Origin of the sequence: Corynebacterium sp. ACRPQ (assembly GCF_022347225.1) — a bacterium.
In the GTDB taxonomy this organism is placed as follows: Bacteria; Actinomycetota; Actinomycetes; order Mycobacteriales; family Mycobacteriaceae; genus Corynebacterium; species Corynebacterium tuberculostearicum_D.
In genome coordinates, this window is record NZ_JAKRNF010000012.1 from 50,666 (window position 1) to 75,518 (window position 24,853).

General features: G+C 56.8%; 22 protein-coding genes, 1 tRNA gene and 1 pseudogene. 17 read left to right on the forward strand and 7 right to left on the reverse strand.

The features are described from left to right. Positions 1-20: 20 nt before the first annotated feature. Positions 21-311, reverse strand: a complete 291-nt coding sequence (locus tag MHY24_RS08290; protein WP_239229523.1) for a helix-turn-helix transcriptional regulator — start codon at positions 309-311, stop codon at positions 21-23. Between the two features lie 184 nt (positions 312-495). On the opposite strand from MHY24_RS08290, the gene MHY24_RS08295 reads away from it, so the two are divergent. Genes MHY24_RS08295 through MHY24_RS08305 form a run of 3 tightly spaced genes read left to right on the forward strand, consistent with a single transcriptional unit; the run spans position 496 to position 2,827 of the window. After that, positions 496-1,875 (forward strand): glycine--tRNA ligase, encoded by a 1,380-nt coding sequence (locus MHY24_RS08295; RefSeq protein ID WP_239229532.1) that lies wholly within the window; start codon positions 496-498, stop codon positions 1,873-1,875. A gap of 2 nt (positions 1,876-1,877) precedes the next feature. Further along, entirely contained in the window at positions 1,878-2,387 is a 510-nt protein-coding gene (locus MHY24_RS08300) for a hypothetical protein (RefSeq protein ID WP_239229534.1), read from the forward strand. After that, on the forward strand, positions 2,387-2,827 hold the full coding sequence (locus MHY24_RS08305) for a hypothetical protein (protein ID WP_239229536.1): 441 nt from the start codon (positions 2,387-2,389) through the stop codon (positions 2,825-2,827). Before MHY24_RS08300 ends, MHY24_RS08305 begins: the two co-directional genes overlap by 1 nt. 101 nt (positions 2,828-2,928) lie before the next feature. On the opposite strand, the gene MHY24_RS08310 is transcribed toward MHY24_RS08305, so the two are convergent. Next, a complete protein-coding gene (locus MHY24_RS08310) occupies positions 2,929-4,959 on the reverse strand; it encodes a TPM domain-containing protein (protein ID WP_239229546.1) in 2,031 nt (676 codons plus the stop codon). A 54-nt stretch (positions 4,960-5,013) separates the two neighbouring features. Here MHY24_RS08310 and MHY24_RS08315 point away from each other — a divergent pair, with 54 nt between their 5' ends. Next, positions 5,014-5,589, forward strand: coding sequence for a YdcF family protein (locus MHY24_RS08315; protein WP_239229548.1), 576 nt, complete (start codon positions 5,014-5,016; stop codon positions 5,587-5,589). A gap of 48 nt (positions 5,590-5,637) precedes the next feature. Continuing rightward, a complete protein-coding gene (locus MHY24_RS08320) occupies positions 5,638-6,930 on the forward strand; it encodes a deoxyguanosinetriphosphate triphosphohydrolase (protein WP_239229550.1) in 1,293 nt (430 codons plus the stop codon). 154 nt (positions 6,931-7,084) lie between these two features. Here the strand turns inward: MHY24_RS08320 and MHY24_RS08325 are convergent, their stop codons facing one another. Further along, the gene (locus MHY24_RS08325; RefSeq protein ID WP_239229560.1) at positions 7,085-7,318 is read right to left on the reverse strand and encodes a barstar family protein; all 234 of its coding nucleotides are present in this window, start codon (positions 7,316-7,318) and stop codon (positions 7,085-7,087) included. A gap of 2 nt (positions 7,319-7,320) precedes the next feature. Then, positions 7,321-7,779 carry a ribonuclease domain-containing protein gene (locus tag MHY24_RS08330; protein WP_239229664.1) on the reverse strand — a complete coding sequence of 153 codons (459 nt, stop codon included), beginning with the start codon at positions 7,777-7,779 and terminating at the stop codon, positions 7,321-7,323. Positions 7,780-7,990: 211 nt separating this feature from the next. Between MHY24_RS08330 and dnaG the strand changes: the two genes are divergently transcribed. Continuing rightward, complete coding sequence (dnaG, locus tag MHY24_RS08335) at positions 7,991-9,913, forward strand: DNA primase (RefSeq protein ID WP_239229562.1); 1,923 nt, start codon at positions 7,991-7,993, stop codon at positions 9,911-9,913. Positions 9,914-9,991: 78 nt separating this feature from the next. Here the strand turns inward: dnaG and MHY24_RS08340 are convergent, their stop codons facing one another. Beyond that, positions 9,992-10,273, reverse strand: coding sequence for a hypothetical protein (locus MHY24_RS08340; RefSeq protein WP_005324241.1), 282 nt, complete (start codon positions 10,271-10,273; stop codon positions 9,992-9,994). Between the two features lie 156 nt (positions 10,274-10,429). Between MHY24_RS08340 and MHY24_RS08345 the strand changes: the two genes are divergently transcribed. From MHY24_RS08345 to MHY24_RS08360, 4 genes are all read left to right on the forward strand, one after another. Next, a complete protein-coding gene (locus MHY24_RS08345) occupies positions 10,430-10,579 on the forward strand; it encodes a hypothetical protein (protein ID WP_239229573.1) in 150 nt (49 codons plus the stop codon). A 127-nt stretch (positions 10,580-10,706) separates the two neighbouring features. After that, on the forward strand, positions 10,707-11,984 hold the full coding sequence (locus MHY24_RS08350) for a phosphatase PAP2 family protein (RefSeq protein WP_239229578.1): 1,278 nt from the start codon (positions 10,707-10,709) through the stop codon (positions 11,982-11,984). Positions 11,985-12,090: 106 nt separating this feature from the next. After that, positions 12,091-13,272, forward strand: coding sequence for a non-hydrolyzing UDP-N-acetylglucosamine 2-epimerase (wecB, locus tag MHY24_RS08355; protein WP_239229580.1), 1,182 nt, complete (start codon positions 12,091-12,093; stop codon positions 13,270-13,272). A gap of 38 nt (positions 13,273-13,310) precedes the next feature. Further along, the gene (locus tag MHY24_RS08360; RefSeq protein WP_239229582.1) at positions 13,311-13,976 is read left to right on the forward strand and encodes a DUF1707 domain-containing protein; all 666 of its coding nucleotides are present in this window, start codon (positions 13,311-13,313) and stop codon (positions 13,974-13,976) included. A 140-nt stretch (positions 13,977-14,116) separates the two neighbouring features. Here MHY24_RS08360 and MHY24_RS08365 read toward each other — a convergent pair. Continuing rightward, positions 14,117-14,189: transfer RNA gene (locus MHY24_RS08365), tRNA-Asn, on the reverse strand. Between the two features lie 301 nt (positions 14,190-14,490). Between MHY24_RS08365 and MHY24_RS08370 the strand changes: the two genes are divergently transcribed. The 5 genes from MHY24_RS08370 to MHY24_RS08390 are packed head-to-tail and all read left to right on the forward strand — an operon-like array spanning position 14,491 to position 20,230. Next, the gene (locus tag MHY24_RS08370) at positions 14,491-15,726 is read left to right on the forward strand and encodes a glycosyltransferase (RefSeq protein ID WP_239229584.1); all 1,236 of its coding nucleotides are present in this window, start codon (positions 14,491-14,493) and stop codon (positions 15,724-15,726) included. Further along, entirely contained in the window at positions 15,710-17,218 is a 1,509-nt protein-coding gene (locus MHY24_RS08375; RefSeq protein WP_239229586.1) for a glycosyltransferase family 4 protein, read from the forward strand. Before MHY24_RS08370 ends, MHY24_RS08375 begins: the two co-directional genes overlap by 17 nt. Before the next feature lie 8 nt (positions 17,219-17,226). Next, the gene (locus MHY24_RS08380; protein WP_239229623.1) at positions 17,227-18,531 is read left to right on the forward strand and encodes a nucleotide sugar dehydrogenase; all 1,305 of its coding nucleotides are present in this window, start codon (positions 17,227-17,229) and stop codon (positions 18,529-18,531) included. Between the two features lie 21 nt (positions 18,532-18,552). Continuing rightward, complete coding sequence (locus MHY24_RS08385; RefSeq protein ID WP_239229625.1) at positions 18,553-19,398, forward strand: ABC transporter permease; 846 nt, start codon at positions 18,553-18,555, stop codon at positions 19,396-19,398. Continuing rightward, on the forward strand, positions 19,388-20,230 hold the full coding sequence (locus MHY24_RS08390) for an ABC transporter ATP-binding protein (protein WP_239229627.1): 843 nt from the start codon (positions 19,388-19,390) through the stop codon (positions 20,228-20,230). The genes MHY24_RS08385 and MHY24_RS08390 overlap by 11 nt, the downstream gene beginning before the upstream one ends. Before the next feature lie 403 nt (positions 20,231-20,633). On the opposite strand, the pseudogene MHY24_RS08395 reads toward MHY24_RS08390, so the two are convergent. Next, positions 20,634-21,877 (reverse strand): annotated as a pseudogene (locus MHY24_RS08395) (IS256 family transposase). Positions 21,878-22,292: 415 nt separating this feature from the next. Between MHY24_RS08395 and MHY24_RS08400 the strand changes: the two are divergent. Further along, positions 22,293-23,555 (forward strand): nucleotide sugar dehydrogenase, encoded by a 1,263-nt coding sequence (locus MHY24_RS08400; RefSeq protein WP_239229647.1) that lies wholly within the window; start codon positions 22,293-22,295, stop codon positions 23,553-23,555. A 121-nt stretch (positions 23,556-23,676) separates the two neighbouring features. Further along, positions 23,677-24,852, forward strand: a complete 1,176-nt coding sequence (locus MHY24_RS08405) for a hypothetical protein (protein ID WP_239229650.1) — start codon at positions 23,677-23,679, stop codon at positions 24,850-24,852. The last annotated feature ends 1 nt before the right edge of the window (position 24,853 follow it).

Here is a 24,853-nt window from a genome sequence, read left to right on the forward strand (position 1 = left end):
TTTATGCAGGAGGGGAGGGGCTAGGAGGCGATCTTGGCGGCGTCGGCAAGCAGGTCCAAAACCTGCGGCGCAATGAGCGAGTAGGTTACCTCGCGGCCGCTGCGCTCGGAATCAACGATGCCCGCCTGCTTGAGTACGCGCAGGTGCTGGCTGATAAGCGGCTGGGACTTGCCGGTGGCCTTGACCAGCTCGTGGACAAAGTGATCGCGCTCGGCCAAGCGAGAAATGATTGCGATGCGTAGGGGCGAATCGAGGGCAGCGATCACGCCGGCAGCCGCGGAAGCATTAAGGGCCGTGTCAGTGGTCGTCATAGGGAAAGTCACCTTCAATTAAATACCTATTACCTGTCGGTTACTCTTATATTACCCGATGCGTTCAATAACTCGTATATATTTCAAATTAAATTCATGCCCCAATCCCACCGCCGGCAAGCGCTACGGGTTAGACTGAACGAGATTGTCAAGACTGTCCCCTACCAGAGGAGTCCGAAAACTCATGGCATCCGTCATCGATACCGTTGTAAACCTGTGTAAGCGCCGCGGCTTGGTCTACCAGGCAGGTGAAATTTACGGCGGTTCCCGCTCCGCGTGGGATTACGGACCTCTTGGTGTAGAGCTCAAGGAAAACATTAAGCGCCAGTGGTGGCGCCACATGGTTCAGTCCCGCGCAGACGTCGTGGGCGTAGATACCTCCGTCATCCAGCCGCGTCAGGTCTGGGTATCCTCCGGTCACGTCGAGGTCTTTTCTGACCCGCTGGTGGAATCCCGCCACACCGGCAAGCGCTACCGTGCCGACCACCTCATTGAGGCCTATGAGGAGAAGCATGGCCACGAGCCAGAAAACGGCTTGGCAGATATCAATGATCCAGAAACTGGTCAGCCGGGTGACTGGACCGAGCCAAAGGCCTTCTCCGGTCTGCTCAAGACCTTCCTCGGCCCGGTGGACGATGAGCAAGGCCTGCACTACCTGCGCCCAGAGACTGCACAGGGCATCTTCGTCAACTTCAAGAACGTGATGACCTCCTCGCGCATGAAGCCGCCGTTTGGCATCGCGAACATCGGCAAGTCCTTCCGTAACGAGATCACCCCGGGCAACTTCATCTTCCGTACCCGCGAGTTCGAGCAGATGGAGATGGAGTTCTTCGTCAAGCCGGGCGAGGACGAAGAGTGGCACCAGTACTGGATTGATGACCGCTACAACTGGTACGTGGACCTGGGCATCAAGGAAGAAAACCTGCGCCTGTACGAGCACCCGAAGGAAAAGCTCTCCCACTACTCCAAGCGCACCGTGGACGTGGAGTACGCCTTTGGCTTCAAGGGCTCCAAGTGGGGTGAGCTGGAAGGCGTGGCCAACCGCACGAACTATGACCTGTCCGTTCACGCCAAGGGCTCGGGCGAGGACCTGTCCTACTACGACCAGGCCAACGAGGAGCGCTGGATCCCGTACGTTATCGAGCCGGCCGCCGGCCTGGGCCGTTCCATGATGGCCTTCCTGGTGGATGCCTACGACGAGGAAGAGGCTCCGAACGCCAAGGGCGGCACGGATAAGCGCGTCGTCCTGCGCCTTGACCGCCGCCTGGCACCGGTCAAGGTAGCCGTCCTGCCGCTGTCGAAGAAGGAAGAGCTCTCCGAGCCCGCCCGCAAGCTGGCCGATAAGCTGCGCGCCTACTGGAACGTGGACTTTGACGTCTCCGGCGCCATCGGCCGCCGCTACCGCCGCCAGGATGAGATCGGCACCCCGTTCTGTGTCACCTTCGACTTCGACACCCTCGAGGACGATGCCGTAACCGTGCGTGAGCGCGACACCATGGAGCAGGAGCGTGTGAAGCTCGATGACCTCGAGGCTTACCTCGCTGCCCGCCTGATTGGGTGCTAGTAATGCATTACACCAGCTGGGATCGCTCCGACCGCGCAAAGCCCGTGCTCTTGGCCGAGGAAGGCCCGGAGCAGCTGGGCGTATTCTCGGAGCATTCCGCGGAGGTGGACGGCCACTTCTGGCGCACCGAGGTCAGTGACCTTGGCGCTTCTGCCACGCTTGCCGATGGCTCCATTTACCGCCTCGCCGGCCGCCTCGGCCGCGATAAGCGCTTAGAGGCATCGCTCAACGGCCGTACCTTCACCTTCATCAACGAAAACAGCGGCGACTGGATCATCGATGACGTCGATGACGAAAAGATAGGGCAGTTTACCGCCCGCAATTCCGGCGTGCGCAAGGCCATCCTCGAATTCGAGCACGATGCCGAGGGCTTGACCACCGCGGAAATCGCCGGCCTGAGCTGGTTTACCCGCGTCATCTTGGATGCCACCACCCAGGGCAAAGCCTGGGCCTGGATCATCACCTTGGTCCTAGCGTCCATCGTCGCCCTCATCGCGCTGTTCATCCTCTAATGACTGCGCAGTGGACCTGGCGCGCGGGCGCGCTCACCAACGCCGAGGGGCACGAGCTTGCCTCCGTGCGCGACGGCGTGCTTGCCACCGCGACCGGCGAGCGCCTAGCTTTGGAGTCCTCGCTGGATTCTTCCTCCCCGCGGTTCTTCCTGCGCGCGCAGACCCCGGCGGGCGAGGATTTCTCGGTCACCCAGGCCGGGATTACCGTCACCCGGCTGCGCGCGACCTGCGCTGACCGCGAGTACCTTCTCGATCGCCGCAACCCCTTCCGCCGCGAGCGACGCATCGTGGCCCGCGGCACGGGCGCCGAGGTTGCCAGCACCGCGCCGGCCGGCGATGGCCTGCGTGTGAGCGTGGGCGAGCTGCCGGAGCTCGACGCCATGTTCTTGAGCTACGCCTGCGCGCTTCTCGACACCACCCCGCGCACCCTCCGCACCTAGCCCAGCGCCCCGGGGAGTCGGGCCACCCGCGCGCGAGCCTAGAGCCGGGCTGGAGGGCGCTGCTGGGCCGCTGGGCCGTGGAGCGCGCGGGGCGAGGCGGCCTAGAAGGAGCCGCCGCGGAAGCCGCCACCGCCGCCACCGCCGCCGAAGTCGCCCCCGCCAAAGCTGCCTCCACCGAAGCCGCCGCCTCCGAAACCACCGCCGAAGCCACGGCCACCGCCGAGCATCTGGCCGATGACCACGCCGGTAACGATATTATTGGCGGCATTGCCCATCTGCTGGCGCTGCTGGCGGCGGCGGTGCTCATCCACGTCATCCTTGGCGCGCTGCAGCGCCGCCTGGGCCGCGGCCACCGCCTCGCGGGAGGACTGCAACGCGGCGCGGATATCGCTGCGCTCGGTGTGGAGGGCTTGGGCGTGGAGGCGTTTGGCGTCGGCAAGCGCGGTGCGCGCACCCGAGCCGATGATGCGACCGCGGGAGGAAATGAGGTCTTCTGCGGCCTGGATATTGGATTCCGCTACGGAAATCTGCTGGCGGAAAAGGTCTAGCTGGCGCGCGTGCGTGGAGGTCTTTTCGCGCACGCGGTCGAGCGCCTCATCCAGCTTGGTATCGATGGAGGTCAGAGCAGTGTGCTGGCCCAGCGGGTCCTGTTGGCCGTGGGCCTTGGCATCGTTAACCGCGCTGCCGGCGCGGCCGAGCAGCTCCTCGAGCTTGTCCCAATCCGCGGTGGTTCCCTGGGCCTTGCCTTGGCGCTCGAGCTCGCGGGCCTCGTTGATCTCGCCCTCGACCTCGGCGATAAGCGCCTCGAGGTTGCCGCGGGCGGTGGCGATATTCTCCTCGGCGTTTTCCACGCCGGAAATGAGGCGATCCGTCATCTCGCAGGCGTGCTCGATATCGCGAATCAGTCCGACCAGCGGGCCTTGCTGGCCGGCCGGCTGGGCCTGGACCCTACGGGCCTTGTCGAGCAGTTTTTCGGCCTCATCGAGGGACGCGGCGGCAAGCTCGGGGTTATCGGCAATGGAGGAGAGCACGTGCTCGTCATAATTGCTCTTCAGCCCGGCCAGCGTGGACTCGGCCTCCGGCAGGCGGGCGCGCAGGCCCACGGTGCGCTGGGTGAGCTCGTCCAACTTCTCATCGGAATGAATGAGCAGATCGCGCATCTTGGCAAACTCCTCGGCCTGCGCGTCCAGGGCGTCATCGGCCTGGCCACAGGAGGAGACGATTTCCACCAGCATCTGGCGGCGCTCGGCCGGGGATTCCGGCACGGCATCATCCAGGCGCTGGCGCAGGTGGAAGGCCTTCTGCAAGGTAGAAGTGGAGTGGTTCATCGCCTTGGTAAAGGGGCGCACGCGCTCTGGGCCGAACTCGGAGAGCGCGATATTGAGCTCCTCCTTGCCGCGGCGGATGGACTCATCGGTAGAGACCAACTCCTCCTGGGCCAGCTGGTCCAAAGTCTCCAGCGGCAGGCGATTCAACTGATCAGTATCGCCCGGAGCAATCTCGCGGGCAGATTCCAGCGTCTGCGCATTATTCTTTTTGGTGTTGCGGCGCGAGTAGTACATGATTCCGCCACCGGCGGCGACGATGGCGGCCGCGCCACCGCCTAGCCACGCCAGGCCAGAGGAATCGGAGGCGGAGTTATTTGAAGCGGAGTTGCCCAGGGCGGCGTCGGCAAGCGCGACGGCCGAAGCACCGTATTCATCGCTGGCCAGCTTGTCATAGGCGGCGTCATACATCTGATCCAGCCGGCCCTTGGGCCACGCATCGCCGGTCTGTACGCCCATCTTGCGCTCATTGATGGATAGCGCATAGACGGCGGAATTCGGTCCCTTGTCCTTGACCGCCGCTGCGGCAAAGGTTTCTGGATCCGTGCCTAACTCATCGGTGATGTAGACAAAAAGGGTTCGGTGCTCCTCTTTTTGCAGCTGGCCGATCTTCTCCCTGAGCTCGGCCTTTTCTTGCGTGCTTAATACGCCCGCATCATCGGTAACCTTCTCCGTAAGAGTTGCCGTACCGTTGCCCTGCGCCACCGTGGTGGTCTCGGCGGCAAAGGCAGACCCCGCACCGATAGAGGTGCAGCCCAAAATGAAAGCGGCGATGGCCGCGTGGCCCAAACGTGCACTCAAATTCATGCCCACCACTTTACCGGCTACCCTTTGCCCTCCGGCGGGTAGTGTAATAGGGCAGTGAAGTACGCAATTGTTTTAGGAACCGCCCAATATGACGGCCGCCCCTCCCGCATTTTGGCCGGCCGCCTGCGCCACACCGGTGAGCTCGCCACCGCCGAAGGGCTAGAGGTCATTACCGTGGGCGGCAAGTTGCCCGGCGATAGGTTTACTGAGGCCGGCGTTGGCCGCATCTTTTTGCGCGAGCACTTCCCACACCTGACCGTCCACGCGGTAGAGGAGGGGATGGATACCCGCAGCTCCCTGAAAGCGGTCAAGGAAGCCTTCGCGCTTTCCGACGCCACCATCATCACCGATCCCCTCCACCGCCTGCGCACCGCCCTCATCGCCCGCCAAGAGGGCATCACTGCCACCGTCTCCGGCACGCCGTACTACCCGGCCGCGCGCTTTTCTAAGCCCTGGTGGCGCTACCTTGCCCACGAAACCGGTGGCGTGGCCTACGCGCTGGTGGCCGGTCTTTTGCCGCCGCGCGGCGCCGCGGCACTGCGCAATGGTTTCTACCGTGTAGAACAAGTGCTGCGCCCCAATCAGAAGCTGCGGCATCAGACGATTCAGCAGGAAGACGACCGTGCTTAAGCCACGTTGCTCACCCACAAGGCCTGTTGGCGGAATAAACTTGACGCCGTGTCCTATTCTTATTCCGCCGCCGACTTTGCCCGCTTGGCCGATGAAAAGCCGAAGGGCTCAGCCTTCCATACCGTGGAAGAACATCGCGGCGTATTCGCCCGCGACCGCGCCCGTGTGCTGCACTCGGCAGCCCTGCGGCGCTTGGCCGATAAAACCCAGGTCGTCGGCCCGCGCGATGGCGATACTCCACGCACCCGCCTGACCCACTCGCTGGAGGTAGGCCAAATTGCGCGCAGCATCGGTGCTGGGCTCGGCCTCGATCCCGATCTCTGCGATATGGCCGGCCTTACCCATGACATCGGCCACCCACCCTATGGACACAATGGCGAAAATGCGCTCAATGAGGTTGCCCTCAACGGCTTCGAGGGCAACGCCCAAACCCTGCGCATCCTCACCCGCTTGGAACCGAAGGTCATCGTGGACGATGCCCGCGGCGAACCCCAGAGCTTTGGCCTCAACCTCACCCGCGCGGCCCTCGACGGCGCCTGCAAATACCCGTGGACCAAGACCAACCCGGATGGCACCACCAACCGCAAGTACGGCGCCTACGACGAAGACGCGCACCTTTTGGACTGGCTGCGCGAGGGCCATACCGGTAACCGCAAGTGCATCGAGGCCCAGGTCATGGATTGGTCCGATGACATCGCCTACTCCGTGCACGACGTGGAAGATGGCATCATCTCCCGGCGCATCTCTTTGAACGTGCTCTGGGACTTGGTGGAGCTGGCCCAACTGGCAGAAAAGGGCGCCAAGGCTTTCGGCGGCACCGCCGATGAGCTCTTGGAAGCAGCCGATAGCCTGCGCAACTTAAGCGTCATCAACGCCATCGGTGACTTTGACTATTCCTTGCGCGACTACGCCAACCTGAAGAAGATGACCTCGGAGCTCGTCGGCCGCTATGTCGGCGCGACCGTCGGCGCCACCAGCGAGGCCAATGCTGATCTCATCGCCTCCAATAGCCTTGGCCGCATGCACGGCAACCTCATCGTGCCCAAGCAAGCCGAAGCAGAGGTCAAGCTGCTCAAAACCATCGCCGTCCTCTACGTCATGGACGAGCCCGCCCACCTCGCACGCCAAGACCGTCAGCGCGAGCGCATCTACCGCGTCTACGATTACCTCGTCGCCGGCGCCCCCGGCTCCCTCGACGCCACCTTCCGCCTGTGGTGGGAGCAGGCCGATACCGATGCCGCACGCGACCGCGCCATCATCGACCAGATCGCCTCCATGACCGAGTCCCGCCTAGAGCGCCTAGCCCGGCGGAGTGCGGAGCTATCGGGCTTCCTCAGCTAAACCTGGCCCACCCAGTACCGTTAGAGTTAGGTCGAAACTCATCGGGCCGATCTGAGCGCGAAAAGGCCGAATTGAGAGCTCATACCCCTCAATTCGGCCTGATATCTATGGACCTAACGCCCCAGCCCCAGCTCTAGTCCCAGGGCCTGAGTCGCTAGCGCACCAATTTCACGCCCTGATCCTCCAAAACGGTGGCAACGCCCTCTAACTCCGCGTCTGCGATTTCCATGTGGGAGGCAATGATGACGGTGGTGCGCTGCTCGCGCAGGAAGTCCGCGAGGTCATCGAGGTTGCGTGGCCCACAATCTTCGCAGCCGCGAGTGCGGCCTAGCGCGTTGAAGAAATCCGCGCGGGTGCGGATGTGTTCAGTAATGAGGATGCGTTGCATTATTACTCCTCCGCGTCCGGGATAGAACAGAAGCTTTCATAGTGGTCATCGGTGTAGTACCACACGTCCGGGTCGGTCTCGCTGCCGCCGCCGGTGATGATGCGGCGGGCGCCGCGGTTCTTACTGCCCGGGGTTTCTACCGTGTATTCGCGGTAGTAATTCTTGTCCTGCTGCGGCAGGCGTCCCTCGTAGTTGCCAAAGCGGGCGTTGTCATTATCCGGGTAGTCGTAGGGTCCACCGGCCAAGATGTCGTCCGCGGTGTCCTTGGCCTCGGCGGGGAGGGAGGACATCTCGCAGGTATCGGTGTCGCCAGCCTTAGCGCCACCTGCGGACTCAGACGGCGAAGAAGAGGAATCACCATCGCCGCCGAGGTCGAAGCCGAAGTAGCCTGCAACGACGGCAAGCGCAAGGCCGCCGAGGGCCACTGGGAGCGATTTCTTAGACGCTTGGGACTTGGGCATACCCTTATTCTTGCAGGTGCAGCGGTGAATACCGAAATCGGCCGGCGCTCCCAACAAGGCCAAAAATTCCCCCGTCACGGGGGTAGGTAAAGGCATGCGGAATACACCCCATCAGAGGGTAAATTCCGCCCAAACCGTGAACCCACAGGCACCACACCATCCTGGCCTAGCCATTTGAACATTCCCGCCGCGCGCGGGGTAGTCTGTACGCATGGCAAAAGGCAGAATTCCGGACAGCGACATCCAAGCTATCCGTGAACGCGCGCCTTTAGAAGAAATCGTGGGCGAGTACGTTCAGCTCAAGCCCGCCGGACATGATTCGCTCAAGGGGCTTAGCCCCTTCAAGGATGAAAAGACCCCGTCCTTCCACGTGCGCCCGCAGCGCGGTTACTATCACTGCTTTTCCACTGGCAAGGGCGGCGATGTCTTTAGCTTCCTGATGGAAATGGAGCAGGTTTCCTTTCCAGAGGCAGTGGAAGCGGTAGCGCAAAAGATCGGCTACCACATCAACTACCAGGGCGGTTCCACGGGCGCGCGCAATGAGAAGCCTGGTACCCGCCAGCGCCTCATCGCTGCGAATAAGGCCGCGCACGAGTTCTACCGGCAGCAATTGGAGACGCCGCAGGCGGCCACTGCGCGCGATTTCCTGTTGGATCGCGGCTTTTCCCGCGAGGTCATCTATGACTTTGAGTGCGGCTATGCGCCGGAGGGGTGGGATACCGCCACCAAGCACCTGTTGCGCTTGGGCTTTTCCTTCGAGGAACTGGAGGCGGCCGGTATCTCCAAGATGGGCAGGCGTGGTCCCATCGACCGCTTCCACCGCCGCCTGCTGTGGCCCATCAAGGACCTATCCGGCAACGTGATTGGCTTTGGCGCCCGCAAGCTTTTCGACGACGACAAGCTCGGCAAATACATGAACACCCCCGAGACCATGCTTTATCACAAGTCCAAGGTGCTCTTCGGCCTCGATCTGGCCAAGCGCAATATTGCCGATAACCACCAGGCCGTGGTGGTAGAGGGCTATACGGACGTCATGGCCATGTACGCCGCCGGCGTGAAAACCGCAGTGGCATCGTGTGGCACTGCCTTTGGTGGCGAGCACCTCCAGGTGCTGCGCCGGCTGATGCTGGATGATTCCTACTTCAACGGCGAGCTCATCTATACCTTCGACGGCGATGAGGCAGGGCAGAAGGCCGCCATGCGCGCCTTCGATGGTGAGCAGAAATTCACCGGCCAGTCCTTCGTCTCTGTGGCGCCAGACGGCATGGACCCGTGCGATCTGCGCCTACAGAAGGGAGATGCCGCCGTGCGCGAGCTCATCGCGGACCGCATCCCCATGTTCGAGTTCGTCATTCAATCCGTCATCGCGGAGTACCGCATCGATACCGCGGAGGGCCGCCTGCAGGCCCTGCGCCGCGCGGTCCCCGTGGTAGCGCAGATCCGCGACCAGCCCCTGCAGCGCGAGTACGCCCGCCGCCTCGCCGGTTGGGTGGGCTGGGCCAACCCAGAGGAGGTCCTCCAGCAGGTCCGCACGGAGGCGCGCAAGCCCAAGAAGGCTGAAAAACCGACCATCCGCCGCTTCGACAACGCGAAGCAGCAGCCGGCGCAGCAGGACGTGCCGATGATCCATCCGCCGAGCCCCAAGGAAACCCACCTGTGGCCACAGCGCGAGGCCCTCAAGCTGGCCTTGCAGATGCCGCAGGTGGCGGGCTCGTACTTCGATGGCATTACTGCCGACGCCTATACTAACGACGCCTACCGCCTCGTCCGCCAGGCAATATCCACCGCGGGCGGCGCCGCCCAGGGCGCGTCCATGCCGGCCGTGGAATGGATTGCTGCAGTAGCCGGCGAGATGCAGGATCTCACCGGCCGCAATTTCGTCTCCGAGCTCGCCGTAGAAGCAATCTTGCCTACCGACGTCGGCCCCGAAAAATACGCAGACTCCGTCCTTTCCCGCCTACAAGAAACCGTGGTGGGCGATCAGATAGCCCAGCTCAAGGCCCGCCTCGGCCGCATGCGTCCCTCCGATGATGAGGCGAGCTATAACTCGCTATTCGCCGACCTCGTTGCCCTCGAGCAGGCCCGCCGCGAGCTTAATGACCGCGCCTTCCGCGGCACGCCTCCCCAAGCATAAAAATCTCCTCTCGGCACGCGACCAAATCGTCGTCGCGCCGAGGGGAGGGGAAGCCCTACAGGCTAACCTGCAACCGACCTAGTCCTCATCGGGCTCATAAATGCGGTCCGCATTATCCACCTGCGATCCGCGCAGCCGGCCCTTGCCCTTGCGCTTGGAGGACAAATCGCGAACCTCGCGCATGCGAGGTTCTGGGTCCAGGCGATTAGCTACCGCCTTGCGTGCCGAGGTGACGGCGGACTTGGTCACGGGGGAGTTGACGGCTTTTTCGTAGGCGCCCTTGATCTGGTGGTAGCGCTTGCGGCCAGCCTTAGTGCCAAAAACGTATCCTGCTGCGGCGCCGAAGACGAATTGGATCATTATCTAGCGTGTCCCCTTATTTCTGTGCGAGTAAAAGTTCCCCACCAGCCTACCGCGAAGCCTTGCCGCGCGCCGCCAGCCACGAGTGAGGGGTAGCGCTAGCCCCGCATTGGACTAGCGCTTTTCATGGGGCGGAATACGCGCTAGTTTAAGTGTGTGGAAAATAACAAGCGCAGGGATCCGGCGGCGGCCTCGGCAGTAGCGCTGGCCGCGCTTTTTACCGCGAGCATTTCTGCGGAATCCTCCGGCCACAAACCGGAGGCCGCCGCGGCGCACCAAGGCCCCAATTGGCCTGAAGAGTGCTGAGTGGTGACCGCAAAGGTCTACCCACCAATCCGCAATTGTGCATGCGGGTTTAGCGTCGCGTTCACTTCCCCGTAACTTTAGCTGGATATTATTCGTAGGAATTTGATGCTAGTTAAAGGTTTCTACGTTGAACTATCGGAATAAACTTCGACCCGCAGCCCGGGTGTTCGCCCTCTGCGCGGCCACGGGACTGACTATAACCCTCGCACCGGCGGCCGCAGCCCTCCCCGTAACCGTGCCCCAGCTGCGTGAGCCCGTCACCCAGCGCACCTCCGGCGCAGCCCCGGTCCAGCACCCCGGCGCCCCAGTTCCAGAGCTGTTTAGCACGGACTATATCGCAGGCTTTGAATCCGATGTCTCGTCTTATCAATTTGGCAACTACTGGCAGGTAGTCCAGCTTTTTGACCACATCAAGGCCCAGCCAGAAATCCGCCAGGAAAATATGGACAAGGCCGTAGCCATCAACAACGCCGCAGCCGGCGACCCCGCTCTGATCCGGCGCGCGCAGGCCGACGCCAAAGCCAGCTCCACCAGCGTGCTCAACGCCGTCTCTGATTCCATGGGCAAGAATCTAGGCGATGCCTTCCGCGCCGCCTTGGCCGAGCACCGCCTGCCCAAAACCGAATACCTGCTAGGCAATGGCTACGCTGCACGCGCAGGCGGACTGGCCAATTCCACGATGTCTGAGAAGTACTACTTCAACTATCAGCGCCCGTACCAGCGCGCGCCGCAGGCGATTAAGCGCTACGACGATGGCTCCAAGGATCTCTATCCCACCTCGCCAGCTTTCCCTTCGGGCCATACCAATCAGGCAACGTGGATTACCACGCTGATGTCCTTCATGCTGCCGGAGGTAGGCCCACAGCTCATGCTGCGCGGCGCGGAGGCCGGCAACCACCGCGTGGTCCTGGGCGTGCATTACCCGCTGGATGTCATCGGCGGGCGTATGACTGGCCAGGCCGCCGCGGCCGACCGCTTGAATGACAAGCGCATGCGCAATGCCCTGTGGCAAGCCTCGATGGAGGTGCGCAAAGAGATCAAATGGCGCACCGGCAAGACGGTGGAAGAATTGGTGGCCCAGGATAGGGAAGAGGGCACTGACTACCGCTCCACCCAGGATGCGGTCGCCGAATATTCGAAGTTCATGGACTATGACTTCGCCCCGCGCTACCGCACCGACGCTCCGATGATCGTCCCACAGGCCGCCCCAGTGCTGCTAGCTGCATCCCATCCAGAGCTCAGTTGGGACCAACGTGCCGAGGTGCTACGCCAGACCGCGCGCCCGGCCGGCAACCCGCTGGACTGGCAGGCCGAAGGCGGCTCGTGGCAGCGCCTCGACCTAGCCCGCGCCATGGCTGCCACGGTGGCCATCACCCCAGACGGCGCAGTGAGCATCAGCGGGTAAATCCATCAACGCCAACATCTTTACCTCAGCTTTTCGACTATTTGGGCTGAGGGATAAAATATTTTCAAATTTTCGTAAACGCTTGACCAAGATCAAAAGGAGTTCCATGCGTAGACCTAAGGTTATGTGCGTTTACGGAACTCGGCCCGAGGCCATTAAGATCGCACCAGTGATCAAAGCGCTGGATAATGATGAGCGCTTTGACTCCATACCGGTTTCTACGGGTCAGCACAAGGAAATGCTGGAGCAGGTCAATTCCATGTTCGGCATCACCCCAAAGCACGACCTGGGCCTGATGAGGCCGGGCCAGGGGCTCAATGAGATTGTCTCTCGCGCGATTGCGGGCCTGGATTCCATCATTGAAGAAGAACAGCCGGATGTCATTATCTCTCAGGGCGATACTTCTACCGCCATGGGCGCAGCACTCGCTGGCTTCCACCGCGAAGTAAAGATTGTGCACCTGGAGGCGGGCCTGCGTACCGGCGACATCCACTCGCCGTTCCCAGAAGAGGCTAACCGTAAGCTCATCGGCCAGGTAGCCGAGCTGCACTTGGCTCCTACCGCTGGATCGATGGAAAACCTGCGCCGCGAGAACGTGCGCTCCAAGGACATTGTGGTCACTGGCAACACAGTTATCGATGCCCTATTGGAAGCAGCATCCTGGGACACCAAGTTCGAGGATCCAGCTCTGCAGGAAGCTGCAGATTCGGATAAGCGCCTCGTCGTTGTGACCACCCACCGCCGCGAGAATCTGGAAGCTATGAAGGAAATCGGCGGCGCAGTCAAGGATCTGGCTGAGGCTTACCCGGAGATTAACTTCGCTCTGCCGCTGCACCTAAATCCCAAGGTACGCGAGGCGGTTCTCCCAGAGGTTGAGCACCTGCCGAATATCGTCATTACCGATCCACTGCCGTATGACCAGTTCACGCAGCTACAAAACCGCGCGACCATCATCCTTACTGATTCCGGCGGAGTCCAGGAAGAGGCTCCCGCGCTGGGCAAGCCGGTCCTGGTCATGCGCCAAAATACTGAGCGCCCCGAGGCCGTTGTCGCCGGCACCGTAAAGCTGGTGGGTACCAACCGTGAGCTTATCGTGGCCGAGGCTAAGCTTTTGCTTTCCGACGACGCCGCTTTCCAAGCCATGGCCAACGCCGTTAACCCCTACGGCGATGGCCAGGGCGCGCAGCGCACCGTCGCCGCCATCGCGGAGCTGACCGGAGTAGGCGAGCGCGTAGACGACTTCCTGCCCGAGGTTGATTCCTCCAAGGCCGCCCAGAATAAGAAATAACCTGCGCATGGGGGAGATATAGCGGATATCATAGTGGCATGAAACCGCTAGATATCCGCTGTAACCACCAAGAGCGCATGAAGGCCGCAGGCATCCTAGGAGATGCGCTGTCGGCCGGCCAGATCAACCTCGATGAATTTGAGTCACGGTCAGCCGATTGTGAGGATGCCACAACTCGTCGCGAGCTCATCGAACCCTTAGCGGACCTTGTAGAGGATCCAGAGTTACTTCTCTTTGGTGATCGCAGCGAGGTCGCCAGTATCTATTCTGGCAACCAAGAATCCAACGCCATTGCCAAGGTGCAGCAGGCCATAAAGCAGATTCAGCCTTCGGTCGGCCAGCCCCAGTCCCTAGCACTGGGAATCTTCGGCGGCTCTACCGTCAATGGTGGGGCAGTGGCTCGCACGTTAACCGCTGTAGGTGCCTTTGGCGGCGTGGACATCGACCTCACTGGAGTTGCTTTGCGCAACCGGACAACCACCATCAATGCCGTAGGAATCTTCGGCGGGGCGGATGTTTATATCCCTGAAGGCTTCCGAGTCCGTATCGGCGGCTTCGGACTTTTTGGCGGCCACGACCTCAAGGTGGAGCCCGGCGCCATCAACCCAAGCGACCTTCCGATAGATGCACCAGAAATCATCGTCAACTGCTTCAGCCTATTCGGCGGAGTGGACGTGCATGTGGGGCGCCGATACGGAAGTTAAATTGCCCTTAAGCTTTGCCTCTTAAATCGAGGCTGAGCCTCAAAAGAGACCTTGAAAGAGGTGCTACCCAGTCGCTGGGTTGTATAGGCTACCGGAAATAAAAGCAAAAATTCCCGCTTAGAATGCTAAGCGGGAAATTGCTCCTCCAACTGGGCTCGAACCAGTGACCCTTCGATTAACAGTCGAATGCTCTGCCAACTGAGCTATGGAGGATTATGCGTATGCTGCTAAGCAAGTGGCCTTGCTCTGTGCAACGAGATATAACTATATAGGGAGCTAGGAGAGCAAGCAAATTAGCTGCTCATCGGGGGAAATTGTATATAGAGTGGTGGTCTCTGTGACTTCATCGAGAATGGGGTTAAGGGTGGTAATGTTTAATTTACGTGTTTAAGGGTTCGGCCCATGTGCCAATGTAGATGCGGTAGGAAGGTTGCAGTTGCGCATTTTGGTAGTTAGCCAATATTGGACTCCTGAAGCGAGCGTGCCGCAGAGAAGGTGGTCATGGCTTAGCCGAATGTTGGTCGAGGCCGGACATGAGGTGTTCGTAATTGCGCCGCCGCCCAATTTCAGTCGAAACGTGACGTTTCGGACCTGGCGACGTCAAAGGCTGTTTAAGCCGGCGGAATTTGTTGAGTTTGGGGAAAGCGGCGAAAAGATACTTCGTTCAGGATTTGTCCCAGCGGGGCGGTCGTTAACTCTGAGGATTTTGAATCAGGCTACGGTTGCGTTGGGCATGGTTTGGGCTGCTGTGTCTAGGAAGCAGCTGTTACGTGAATTTGACCCCGAAATTGTCATCGGTACAGTCCCAGCTCTGCCTACGGCTGTTGTTACACGAATGATCGCTAGTTTATTGGGTAAGCCCTACATTATTGATCTGAGGGACGCTTGGCCCGATCTCCTAAGGGACTGGGAACGGTGGAACGAGGACGTTGGAGAACCATCACTTCGGGAAAAATTCCTAAGTAAGGGGCCTGCGCAAGTCCTAATTCTGCTGGTTGAAATATTTGTTAACGCCTGCCTGGAAAAAGCTGATGGTCTGATCTTAACTTCGTCTCTTTTGGCGTCGGAGTTACAAGAAGGAAGGAAAAAACTAGGGTATCCGGAAATTCCAATTGGCGTTATTCGAAATGTATTTCCAGGTCCTGTAAAGATTGAAAAGGAAGACGCGGAAAAACAGGCACCTCTCAAGGTGGTTTACGCCGGAACGATTGGTAGGGCACAGCAGCTATCGAATGCGCTCTACGCGATGGATATTGCCAGACAGAGGGGAGTAGATATTAGCCTAAAGCTATTGGGGGACGGAGCAGCGAAGGCGGCATTAGAAGAGCTTGCGGATGAGCTGGGTGTTGATGCAAAGTTTGAGGGTAAAGCAGGTCCTGAAAGGTTGTGGGAGTGCTATAAGTGGGCGGATACCGCATTGGTGCACTTGGCTGAGTGGGAGCCCTTAAAACGGGCTGTACCTTCCAAGACGTATGAGTTGATGGAAGCTGGAATGCACATTACTGCAGTTGTACAGGGGGAGACGGCTGATATTATTCTCGAAAATTGTGCTGGAATTGTTGTGGAGCCTGGCCGTCCTGATTTGTTGGCAACTGCATGGGAGTCTCTAACGCGAGAGCCGAACTTGTTGATTGTGGGAAATGAACCGAAGGAATGGGTCCGCAAAGAGCGAAAAGAAAATGTACCCGCAGAGCTTTTTGCCACACTGTTTGGCGTGAAAGAAGGAAGTTCTAATGATAAAACCTCTTAAGGTTGTGGAGGATTTAAAAAAAGTCAACTTTCTTCTGGGGTTTGTCTCGCATGAAATCCTAATTCACTTTGATGAGTTCGTTGAAAAGGCGTTTTTGCGTTTTGGGCGAGCTGGCGAGGATTGGCGCCTGCTCTCTTGGAGGTACTCGAAAAGGCGGAGTACCTTTTACGAAGAGGGAAATTTTACCGAAGGGTTAGAAAGTCTTTCGAAGAAGAATCGTTTCTTGAATTACTTCCAGATTGAAAGATTGAAAGAGGCTCGAGAGCGTCTCAATTTTCCGATTTACCCTTCTAAGGATTTTTCTAAAATTGCAAGAAGTGCACCTACGCTATATTTTGTAACCAATTCCTTCCCACATACCACTTCGGGCTATGCAGTTAGAACAGAAAATGTTGCATTTCTGCTACGCCGAAATGGAATTCCTGTAAGAGTGTGCACGAGAGCTGGATATCCCTTGGTGGTTGGGCGGTGGGAGAGAGAAACCCGCTTAAATCAGCGAAAGCAAGGCCTCGTCAGGCTTATTCCGTGGAGATATTGTTGGAAAGTTAGGTCGCGACGTCGGCAAGCTGTAAAGTTGCTCGAAAGGGAAGCTAGAAATTGTAGTGCACAGCTAATAATTACTACGACAAGTTTTGAGAGGGCTTCCGTTGTCTCTGAGGTTGCTCGCAATTTGAATATCCCATGGGCATACGAAGTGCGAGGTGAACCGGAGGCTACTTGGTTAGCAGCACCATTCAAGGACCGCAGTAAGGCTTCCGAATTCTATGCCCGTTCTAAGGAGAAGGAAAATGAAGCTGTCGCAAAGTCGGGAGCTCAAATCTTCCTGAGTAGAGTCTCACAATTGTCATTCGCTGAAAGGGGAGTCTCCCTTTCGAGACCCATAGTTTTGCCAAATGCTTTCGGAGTAGACGAGAGTTTAAATGAAGAAACGCCTCAACTCAACACTTCTTCGTTGCTCAACACTGCAGACGAAATTGTCGTTGGAAGTGTCTCGTCGCTGGTCGGATATGAAGGCTTTGACATATTACTTGACGCCCTAGCTCTTACCGATGAACGATTCAAAGTGCTTTTAGTTGGAGGAGGCGGGGAAAAGGCCTCTCTTGAAAAGCGGGTTGCTGACCTAGGACTTCAAGACCGCGTTCGGTTTGCGGGACCACAGCCGCACGCTGAAATCGGAGAATGGTATAAGAAGCTGGATATCTTTGTGCTACCGCGGAGAGATCACGCTGTTACTAGAACAGTAACTCCAATCAAACACTTCGAAGCGATGGCGCGTGGCATACCGGTAGTCGCGTCCGACCTTCCTGCACTCAGAGAGGCAACTGGGGGCTTAGCTAGCTACTTTCCAGCCGGCGATGCCAACCAGCTAAGTAGATGTCTTAACGAAGTGGCTCGAGGAAAGCATCAAGCAAGGAATGCCCTTTTATGGGTTAAGCAAAGAACATGGACTAATGTAGGTGGAGCTTTAATTAGCGACGTATGGACTGAATGAAAGGTGGCATGTTGGGTACTCAACTGTCTGGAGACTGTGAACGGCCGGATCTTTGCGTCATTGGGCTAGGGTACATCGGCTTGCCAACAGCCTTAGTCTTTTCGGAACTATTGCCAAACGTAGTGGGCGTGGACAATGATCGGTCAAAGTTCGAAGCATTAGCGCAAGCTGAAAGTACCATTCCGGAACATGGGATTCAGGACAAATTGCGGGACGCGGTATCTTCTGGGCGGCTCCGTTTTTCACTACGACCAGTTGTGGCTCGAACTTATATTATCGCAGTTCCCACTCCCATGAACGAAGACAAGAAAGTCGATATGTCGATGGTTGAGGAAGCCGTAGATTCGATTTCGAATTTGCTGGTCGGTGATGAACTCATTGTAATCGAGTCGACCTCTCCTCCTGGCTCAACAGAAGGATTACGCAAACGGCTTGTGCACGAGAGACCGGACTTGACTTTCGAGGAGGAACTTCAAGATTCGGTACATGTTGTCTACTGCCCCGAACGAGTATTGCCAGGAGCGATATTTGAAGAGCTGCGTTCCAATAGTCGCATCGTGGGAGGCGATAGTTCTGTGGCAATTCAACGTGCCAAAGAACTTTATGCGGGAATCTGTAGTGGTGAAATATCGACAACTGATAGTAAAACGGCCGAGCTAGCGAAATTGACTGAGAATGCCTTCCGGGACGTCAATATAGCCTTCGCTAATGAAGTATCGATGATTGCAGATGAAATTGGCGCTGACGGGCTGGAAGTCATTGAGTTGGCGAATCGCCACCCTAGAGTGGATATACTCGACCCAGGCCCCGGAGTCGGCGGTCATTGTATTGCGGTTGACCCGTGGTTTATCGTGGGGGCCGCCCCCAATCGAAGCCGTATTATCCAGACTGCTCGGGATGTGAACGACTTCAAGGCACAGTGGGTGGTCGAAAAGGTCGCTGAACAAATCGAGGACGGCCGGTGCCGTGAAATTAACGTTTTAGGTTTGTCTTTTAAAGCGAATGTTGATGATCTTAGGCTATCGCCTAGCATCGATATTGTTAGCAGGTTGGCAAGAAAGTATCCGCAAATACGAATTCATACCTTTGACCCTTACGTAGCCGAGAGACCCAAGGAGCTAGAGGGCTTTTCAAACGTCAACTTCTGTCTTCACCGGGACAATCTCGCTCCGGAGACGATGACGGTCTTGCTCGTTGCGCATAGTGTCTATTTGGACTGGATCCGAAAGGAATTCCTTGGTAAGAGTTTGCTCGACTTTACCGGAAAAGTGATAGCCCACAGGGCTCACGGGGAACGCAGAGTTGGAGACTGATTTGTGATGGGTAGTCGAAACATGATTTTGGTCGACGACGGAAAACTGCAACGTCTCCGAGCGCGGCCGTCCTTAGCAGACTATACGCGTCAGTTGTGGGGCAGGAAGAACTTCATCCTAGCTGAGGCTCGAGGTCGTGCTCTGAGGGGTGGAAGTGATACTTTTTTGGGAAAAGCGTGGATAGTTCTCGACCCACTCTTGCAGGTGCTGCTATATGGGTTGGTCTTTGGACTTGTTTTGAAGACTAATCGCGGTATTGACAACTTTCTAGGATTTCTGACAATCGGAGTTGTGTTTTACCGTCTTTCAACTAGGGGATTCGCGACCGGAACAGGGTTGGTGCAAGGTGCTAGAGCCTTGATTACTTCATTTAATTTCCCCCGAGCGGCGGTTGTATTTTCGAATGGCTGGAAGACACTGCTGGACTCTATCGCGCCCGCCTTGGTTGCCGTAGTGGTTGCAAGCTTATTTCAAATTGGCAGCGGTATTCATTGGCAGGCAATATTCGTCGTGCCATTGTTTATTCTCATGCAATTGTTTAACTTGGGAATTTCATTCTTTGTTGCCAGAATTACTGCGTTTATTCCTGACATGCGTACTCCGATATCGCTCATAACTAGAGCTCTATTTTTCGTTTCAGGAATATTTTTTACAATCGATCGATATGCTGGCCATCGCGTTGTGATGGAGATAATGTATCTCAACCCCATATATCAATTCCTTTTTGCGGTGAGGTGTTTCGTTCTTGATGGGGAATCGCCGGGACTTTTCACCCTTGTCTACCTGAGCGCCTGGTCTTTCGGGGTGGCGATATTAGGATACGTCTATTTTTGGTCCGCTGATGAGAGGTATGCAAATGTCCAATAGCGCAACGGTGGTCGTTCGGAACCTCACTAAAACCTACAAGTTAACTAAAGCAGGTTCTGCTCGGGGATTGTTTAATCGTGGCGGATGGACGACAGTTGAAGCGTTAAAATCAATTTCTTTTGTCGCTCACGAGGGCGATGCGATCGGAGTCTTGGGGAAGAATGGTTCCGGAAAATCAACGCTAATGAATATTATCTCTGGGGGTATCGCACCTACATCTGGAGATGTCTTGGTTAGCGCAGCGCCGACCCTTCTGAGCGTTTCTGGTGCGCTACAAAGTCATTTGAGCGGTACTCAGAATGCAAAGCTGGGTCTTCTTGCAAAAGGAATGGGTACCGGTGAGGCGGAGGCGCTGACAAAGGAAGTGATCGCGTGGGCGGACTTGGTAGAGGCCGCAGATCGTCCCTTGAAAACATACTCTTCAGGTATGAAAGCGCGGTTGAAGTTCGCCCTTGCAACTGCTGCGCCTTCCGAAGTGCTATTGATTGATGAAGCCCTTGCGACAGGAGATTCCGCATTCACTGCGAAAGCGAAAAAGCGGATGGATGAGTTTCTGGACGGAACGGGAACAATGTTGTTAGTCTCACATTCTGCATCGAGCATTCGTAAGCATTGCAGCCGTGCTATCTGGATTAATGATGGTGAAGTCGTTTCTGATGGGTCGGTACGAGAAATATCGAAGCCCTATGAGCGTTGGAACAAAGCTCGCGCTGAAGAGGATTTGGATACTGCGGCCCGAATCATCGAGGAAGTTAAAGTGGACTATCAGAGGCCGAGCATATTGCTTGATAGTGAAGCAAGAAGATTTTTCAACACGCAGTATCCGCAATAGATTGCCGGTGAGCCGAGAATCTATTTCGAAAGTAGGGACCATCGGGACTGGGTGCATTTGACGAGAAGCAAGCTGAAGACAAGAGGGGTTTCTTGGGCTCTATTGTGAAATGCCCAAAGTCAATGGATTGTTGAGCTGGCGCTAGTGGAAATGTGACAGGCCCTGCTGATGAAATCGCGGCGGCTGAGGAATTACGAGTCGTCCGTTGGGGCTTAAATTCCCTTCAGGATGATAGGCGAAGTCAGCCTCTAATCTTGAGGCAGTTGGGCTTCACAGAACTTGCTAGCACGCAGAGATGCATTAGATGGTCAAGTCCTGGGTAGTGGTGTATCTGTTTTCGAATCTGGGGTTAGTTTCATGGCGGTGGTTTAGGGGCCATCTCGGGGATAAGGGGTGAGGGTATTCACGCGGCGATCTCCTGGTTGTTGTCGCGGTCCTCGTCGATGACCCCAGCGGCGATGATCTCTTTGGTCTGTGCCAGGCTGGTCAGTGACATATAACGCTTCTGTTGGATCCAGTCATCGTGCTGTTCGGCCAAAACCGCCCCAACAAGGCGCACAACAGCGTCTCGGTTTGGGAAGATTCCTACGACATCGGTACGCCGGCGGATCTCCCTATTGAGCCGTTCAGTGGGGTTATTCGACCAGATTTTGGTCCACACCGCTCTCGGCGCAGCGGTAAACGCCAACAGCTCGTCGAGACACTCCTCGAGGTAGGTGGCAACGCGAGGGAATTTCTGCTGGCAGAATTCAATAACCTCACGAGCTTGGGCCCACACACTAGCGGCATCGGGTTGCTGAAAGATTGTGTGAAACATCGCTGACAGAGTCGGCCATTGGGTTTTGGGAACCTGGGCCGAGAGGTTCTTCGCGAAGTGCGTTCGACACCGCTGCCAACTAGCCTGCGGCAGGCAGTCACCCACGGCTGCTTGAATACCAAGATGGGCATCACTAGTAACGAGGAATACCCCGGTCAGGCCACGGGCGATGAGGTCCCGAAAGAACCCGGTCCACGACGCGGTAGATTCCGCGGTGGCAACCTGCATGCCCAAAAGCTCTCGGTAGCCGTCAGCGTTGACACCTGTGGCCAGCAACACGCTGGTCTTTACGACACGTCCGCCTTCCCGCACCTTCATTGTCAGCGCGTCGCAGGAGACAAAGTGGTAGGGGCCTTGGTCAAGCCGGCGGGTGCGGAAGTCATCGACCATGTCATCGAGTTCTTTGGCCATCTGGCTGACCTGAGACTTCGACAAGTTGTTGATCCCAAGGGTGGCCACCAGGTCGTTCATCCTGCGAGTGGAGACTCCTTTCAGGTAACAGGTGGCGATGACTGTGGTCAGGGCACGCTCGGTGCGGCTGCGGCGCTCTAGCAGCCAGTCAGGGAAAATGCGCCGGTGCGTAGCTTCGGGATTGCCACATCAATGCTGCCGACTCGGGTATCAAGTTGGCGATGACGGTAGCCATTACGTGTGTTGGTGCGCTCGGCTGACACGGTGGCGTAATCAGCCCCGCAGACGGTGTCTGCTTGGGCGGAAAGAATCTGGTTGATGAAGTCAGTGAGCATTTGGCGCATCAAATCTGGGGACGCTTGAGTCAGTAGCTCTTCGAGATACGCGGTCGGATCGATATGATGAGGGTCAGCGGCCATCGCAGGGTACTTCCTTTCGAGGATAGGTAAGAGTTGATTCGAAAGGTACCCGCGATGGTCGCCTTCATGCACACCGGCACAAGACTTACCGCGGGCTACAGATACACCACGTTAGGGGACGCAACCATGCATTAGATTGTCGGGCGTAAGTTTCGGAAGTGATGTAGGTACTGTTGAGCTATTCCGAGACACTTCCGACCGGGGAAAATTGTACTGCTAGTTGAAGGTTGGTCAGCTACCGGTCCTATATCCTGCATAGGAACCGGTTTCATCAGCTTTGGTTCGAAGCTGCTTGTACCTTTGAAGAATTGACTCATTAGCCCTAGTGGTGAAGGTGCGAGCGCGGTAGGGTAATCTAAGAAGGAATTGTTGACGACTTGATTTCTTAATCGGGCTTTGCTCATAGGAGAAAAAATTGACTAAGACTGTAACCGTTGTTGGCCAGGGGTATGTGGGGCTTCCACTCGCTCAGGAAGCATCCCTTTCAGGATGGAAAGTATTTGGCCTCGACGTCTCCGAAGCGACCGTGGCTAAACTGAATAGTGGTGAGTCTCACGTCGACGACCTGTCTAACGGTGATATTGAAGAAATGTTGGACAAGGGGTACGAAGCAACGACTGATGCTGGGGTGGTAGGACAGTCTGATGTCGTTGTGATCTGCGTACCAACGCCTCTTGGCGAGGCAGGTGCTCCTGATTTGGCGTATGTCGAGTCTGCGTCTGCGACGGTGGGCGAGAACATCAAGTCGGGGGCCCTAGTTGTTCTGGAGTCAACTACATACCCAGGTACTACAGAGGATATCTGTGTTCCGATTCTGGAGGCTAAGTCGGGGCTTAAGGCAGGGCGCGACTTCTACGTTTCGTTCAGCCCTGAGCGTGTCAACCCTGGTTCCGAAAAATTCGGTATTAAGAACACTCCTAAGCTGGTGGGCGGAATTAACGCCACGGCGGCGGAGAAGACCGTCGAATTCTATGAGTCCTTTGTTGACGAAGTGGTTCCCCTTAGCGGTGTGAAGGAAGCGGAAACCGCAAAACTCTTGGAAAACACGTTCCGTCACGTAAACATTGCGTTGGTTAACGAAATGGCTCGTGTTTGTCATGAACTTCAAATTGATATTTGGGAAGTAATTCGAGGTGCTGCTACCAAGCCTTTCGGCTTCATGAAGTTTACTCCCGGCGCTGGTGTCGGCGGTCACTGTATCCCGATTGACCCGAACTACTTGTCCTACGAGGTTCGTCGTCGTTTGGGGTACCCATTGCGGTTCGTTGAGCTTGCTCAAGAGATTAATAATTCCATGCCGAGTTATGTCGTTGAGCGAATCGCCGAGAAGCTGAACGATCAAAAGAAAGCTGTTAATGGCTCGACAGTTTTGCTGCTCGGAGTTACCTACAAGCCAAATATTGCAGACCAGCGGGAATCGCCAGCTATTCCAGTTGCTCGAGAGCTACTTAAGCGGCGAGCCAATGTACGGTTCCACGATCCGTTCGTTCCAGTCTGGAACATTGGAAGCGGCGAAAGCCTTACTTCTGAACAGGACCTGCAAGAGGCGGTTTCAGATGCTGATATCGTGGTGCTGCTGCAGGCTCATTCTCCCTATGATGCGTCTGCTCTTCAAAAGGGTTCTAGCTTGTTCTTGGATACTTGCGGAATCATCGACGAATCGTCAGATCGTCTATAGTTTGAGAATTGCCACCCGGCTTTTGCACAAAGCGAAAGCCGGGTGGCTTTTGTGAGGCAGTGACGATAGAATGCGACAATCGTTCGGGTATTATTCAGCGCGCTTAAAAAAGGCGTTGCGGATGGTAAGAAATATTTCAGGAGTTATGGAAGCGCCATCAAGCGCAAACTTTGACGTGCTAAAGGGAAGGATCTCTGAAGCTTTCCCGCAGCAGAATAGTCGTCAGCGTATGCTCTTGGTGACCAGTAACGGTGCGGGATTAGGGCATCTGACGCGATTAAATGCTGTGGCCCAACATCTTGATGCCGACGTGCTTATCTATACAATGTCTTCTGCGTACAAGACAATTGGTCGAGATCCCCGGGAAATCCTATATTTTCCGTCCTACGGTGACTTGGGTATGTCGGGAACAATCTGGAACCGCTTCATGCAGGCACATTTAGAAGCGACAATCGAGAGCTTTGAGCCGGACCTAGTGGTATTTGATGGAACTTACGTATATCGCGGCGTAACTGCGGCTTGCCGTAAAGCTGGCGTGAAGTTAACTTGGCTTCAACGCGGTGCTTGGAAACCGGATGTCGATGCCCGAAGTAAACAACGTCATAATGCACGACAGTATTGCGACTATGTAGTTGTGCCCAAAGATTACGGCTTTCAAGAAGAGGTTGATTGCGGTCCTCATATCGAAGTTAAGTACGTTAACCCAATCGTACTTGGCGATTCCTCCGACCAGTTTTCTGCAGAAGACGCTAGGGCTATTCTCGATCTTCCTGAAGGGAAGAAGGCAGTGCTGGTTCAGCTCGGCGCTGGCCGAATAAACTCGATCGATAGTGCACTCGAGGTGGCTTTATCCGCAGTACAATCACTTGGTAGTGATTGGGTGCCCGTAGTGGTAAAAAACCCCTTGTCCGAAAGAGCATCGTTGCGGAATGCCCACTCGATTTCTTACTACCCGCTGTCACGCGTATATCGAGCCTTCGAATTCGGAGTCTTTGCTGCGGGGTATAACTCGGTTCAGGAATCCGTCGAGTTCCAACTTCCAGGAGTCTTTTTGCCAAATGAACTGACGAAGACAGATGATCAAGTCGCGCGAGCTCGCGGGTTGTCTGAAGCTGGGTTAGGTGTATTCGCGCTCGATACGGACGAGCTTAGAGAGAAGATTTCTCTTTTATCGGATCGTAATGAGAGAACTCGAATTCAAACTCGAATGGCCGAAGTAAACGGAGGAAAGGGTGCTCAGCAAGCGGCGCTTCTATTTGCGTCCTTAGCTTCCAGACAACCGGCTGAGCACGACTAAC

Bases quoted from the DNA above. Each gene is read 5' to 3' on its own strand.
- MHY24_RS08290 (WP_239229523.1), bottom strand. From the start codon at position 311: ATGACGACCACTGACACGGCCCTTAATGCTTCCGCGGCTGCCGGCGTG.
- MHY24_RS08295 (WP_239229532.1), top strand. From the start codon at position 496: ATGGCATCCGTCATCGATACCGTTGTAAACCTGTGTAAGCGCCGCGGC.
- MHY24_RS08300 (WP_239229534.1), top strand. From the start codon at position 1,878: ATGCATTACACCAGCTGGGATCGCTCCGACCGCGCAAAGCCCGTGCTC.
- MHY24_RS08305 (WP_239229536.1), top strand. From the start codon at position 2,387: ATGACTGCGCAGTGGACCTGGCGCGCGGGCGCGCTCACCAACGCCGAG.
- MHY24_RS08310 (WP_239229546.1), bottom strand. From the start codon at position 4,959: ATGAATTTGAGTGCACGTTTGGGCCACGCGGCCATCGCCGCTTTCATT.
- MHY24_RS08325 (WP_239229560.1), bottom strand. From the start codon at position 7,318: ATGCAACGCATCCTCATTACTGAACACATCCGCACCCGCGCGGATTTC.
- MHY24_RS08330 (WP_239229664.1), bottom strand. From the start codon at position 7,779: ATGCCCAAGTCCCAAGCGTCTAAGAAATCGCTCCCAGTGGCCCTCGGC.
- dnaG (WP_239229562.1), top strand. From the start codon at position 7,991: ATGGCAAAAGGCAGAATTCCGGACAGCGACATCCAAGCTATCCGTGAA.
- MHY24_RS08340 (WP_005324241.1), bottom strand. From the start codon at position 10,273: ATGATCCAATTCGTCTTCGGCGCCGCAGCAGGATACGTTTTTGGCACT.
- wecB (WP_239229580.1), top strand. From the start codon at position 12,091: ATGCGTAGACCTAAGGTTATGTGCGTTTACGGAACTCGGCCCGAGGCC.
- MHY24_RS08360 (WP_239229582.1), top strand. From the start codon at position 13,311: ATGAAACCGCTAGATATCCGCTGTAACCACCAAGAGCGCATGAAGGCC.
- MHY24_RS08370 (WP_239229584.1), top strand. From the start codon at position 14,491: ATGTTGGTCGAGGCCGGACATGAGGTGTTCGTAATTGCGCCGCCGCCC.
- MHY24_RS08375 (WP_239229586.1), top strand. From the start codon at position 15,710: ATGATAAAACCTCTTAAGGTTGTGGAGGATTTAAAAAAAGTCAACTTT.
- MHY24_RS08380 (WP_239229623.1), top strand. From the start codon at position 17,227: ATGTTGGGTACTCAACTGTCTGGAGACTGTGAACGGCCGGATCTTTGC.
- MHY24_RS08385 (WP_239229625.1), top strand. From the start codon at position 18,553: ATGATTTTGGTCGACGACGGAAAACTGCAACGTCTCCGAGCGCGGCCG.
- MHY24_RS08390 (WP_239229627.1), top strand. From the start codon at position 19,388: ATGTCCAATAGCGCAACGGTGGTCGTTCGGAACCTCACTAAAACCTAC.
- MHY24_RS08405 (WP_239229650.1), top strand. From the start codon at position 23,677: ATGGTAAGAAATATTTCAGGAGTTATGGAAGCGCCATCAAGCGCAAAC.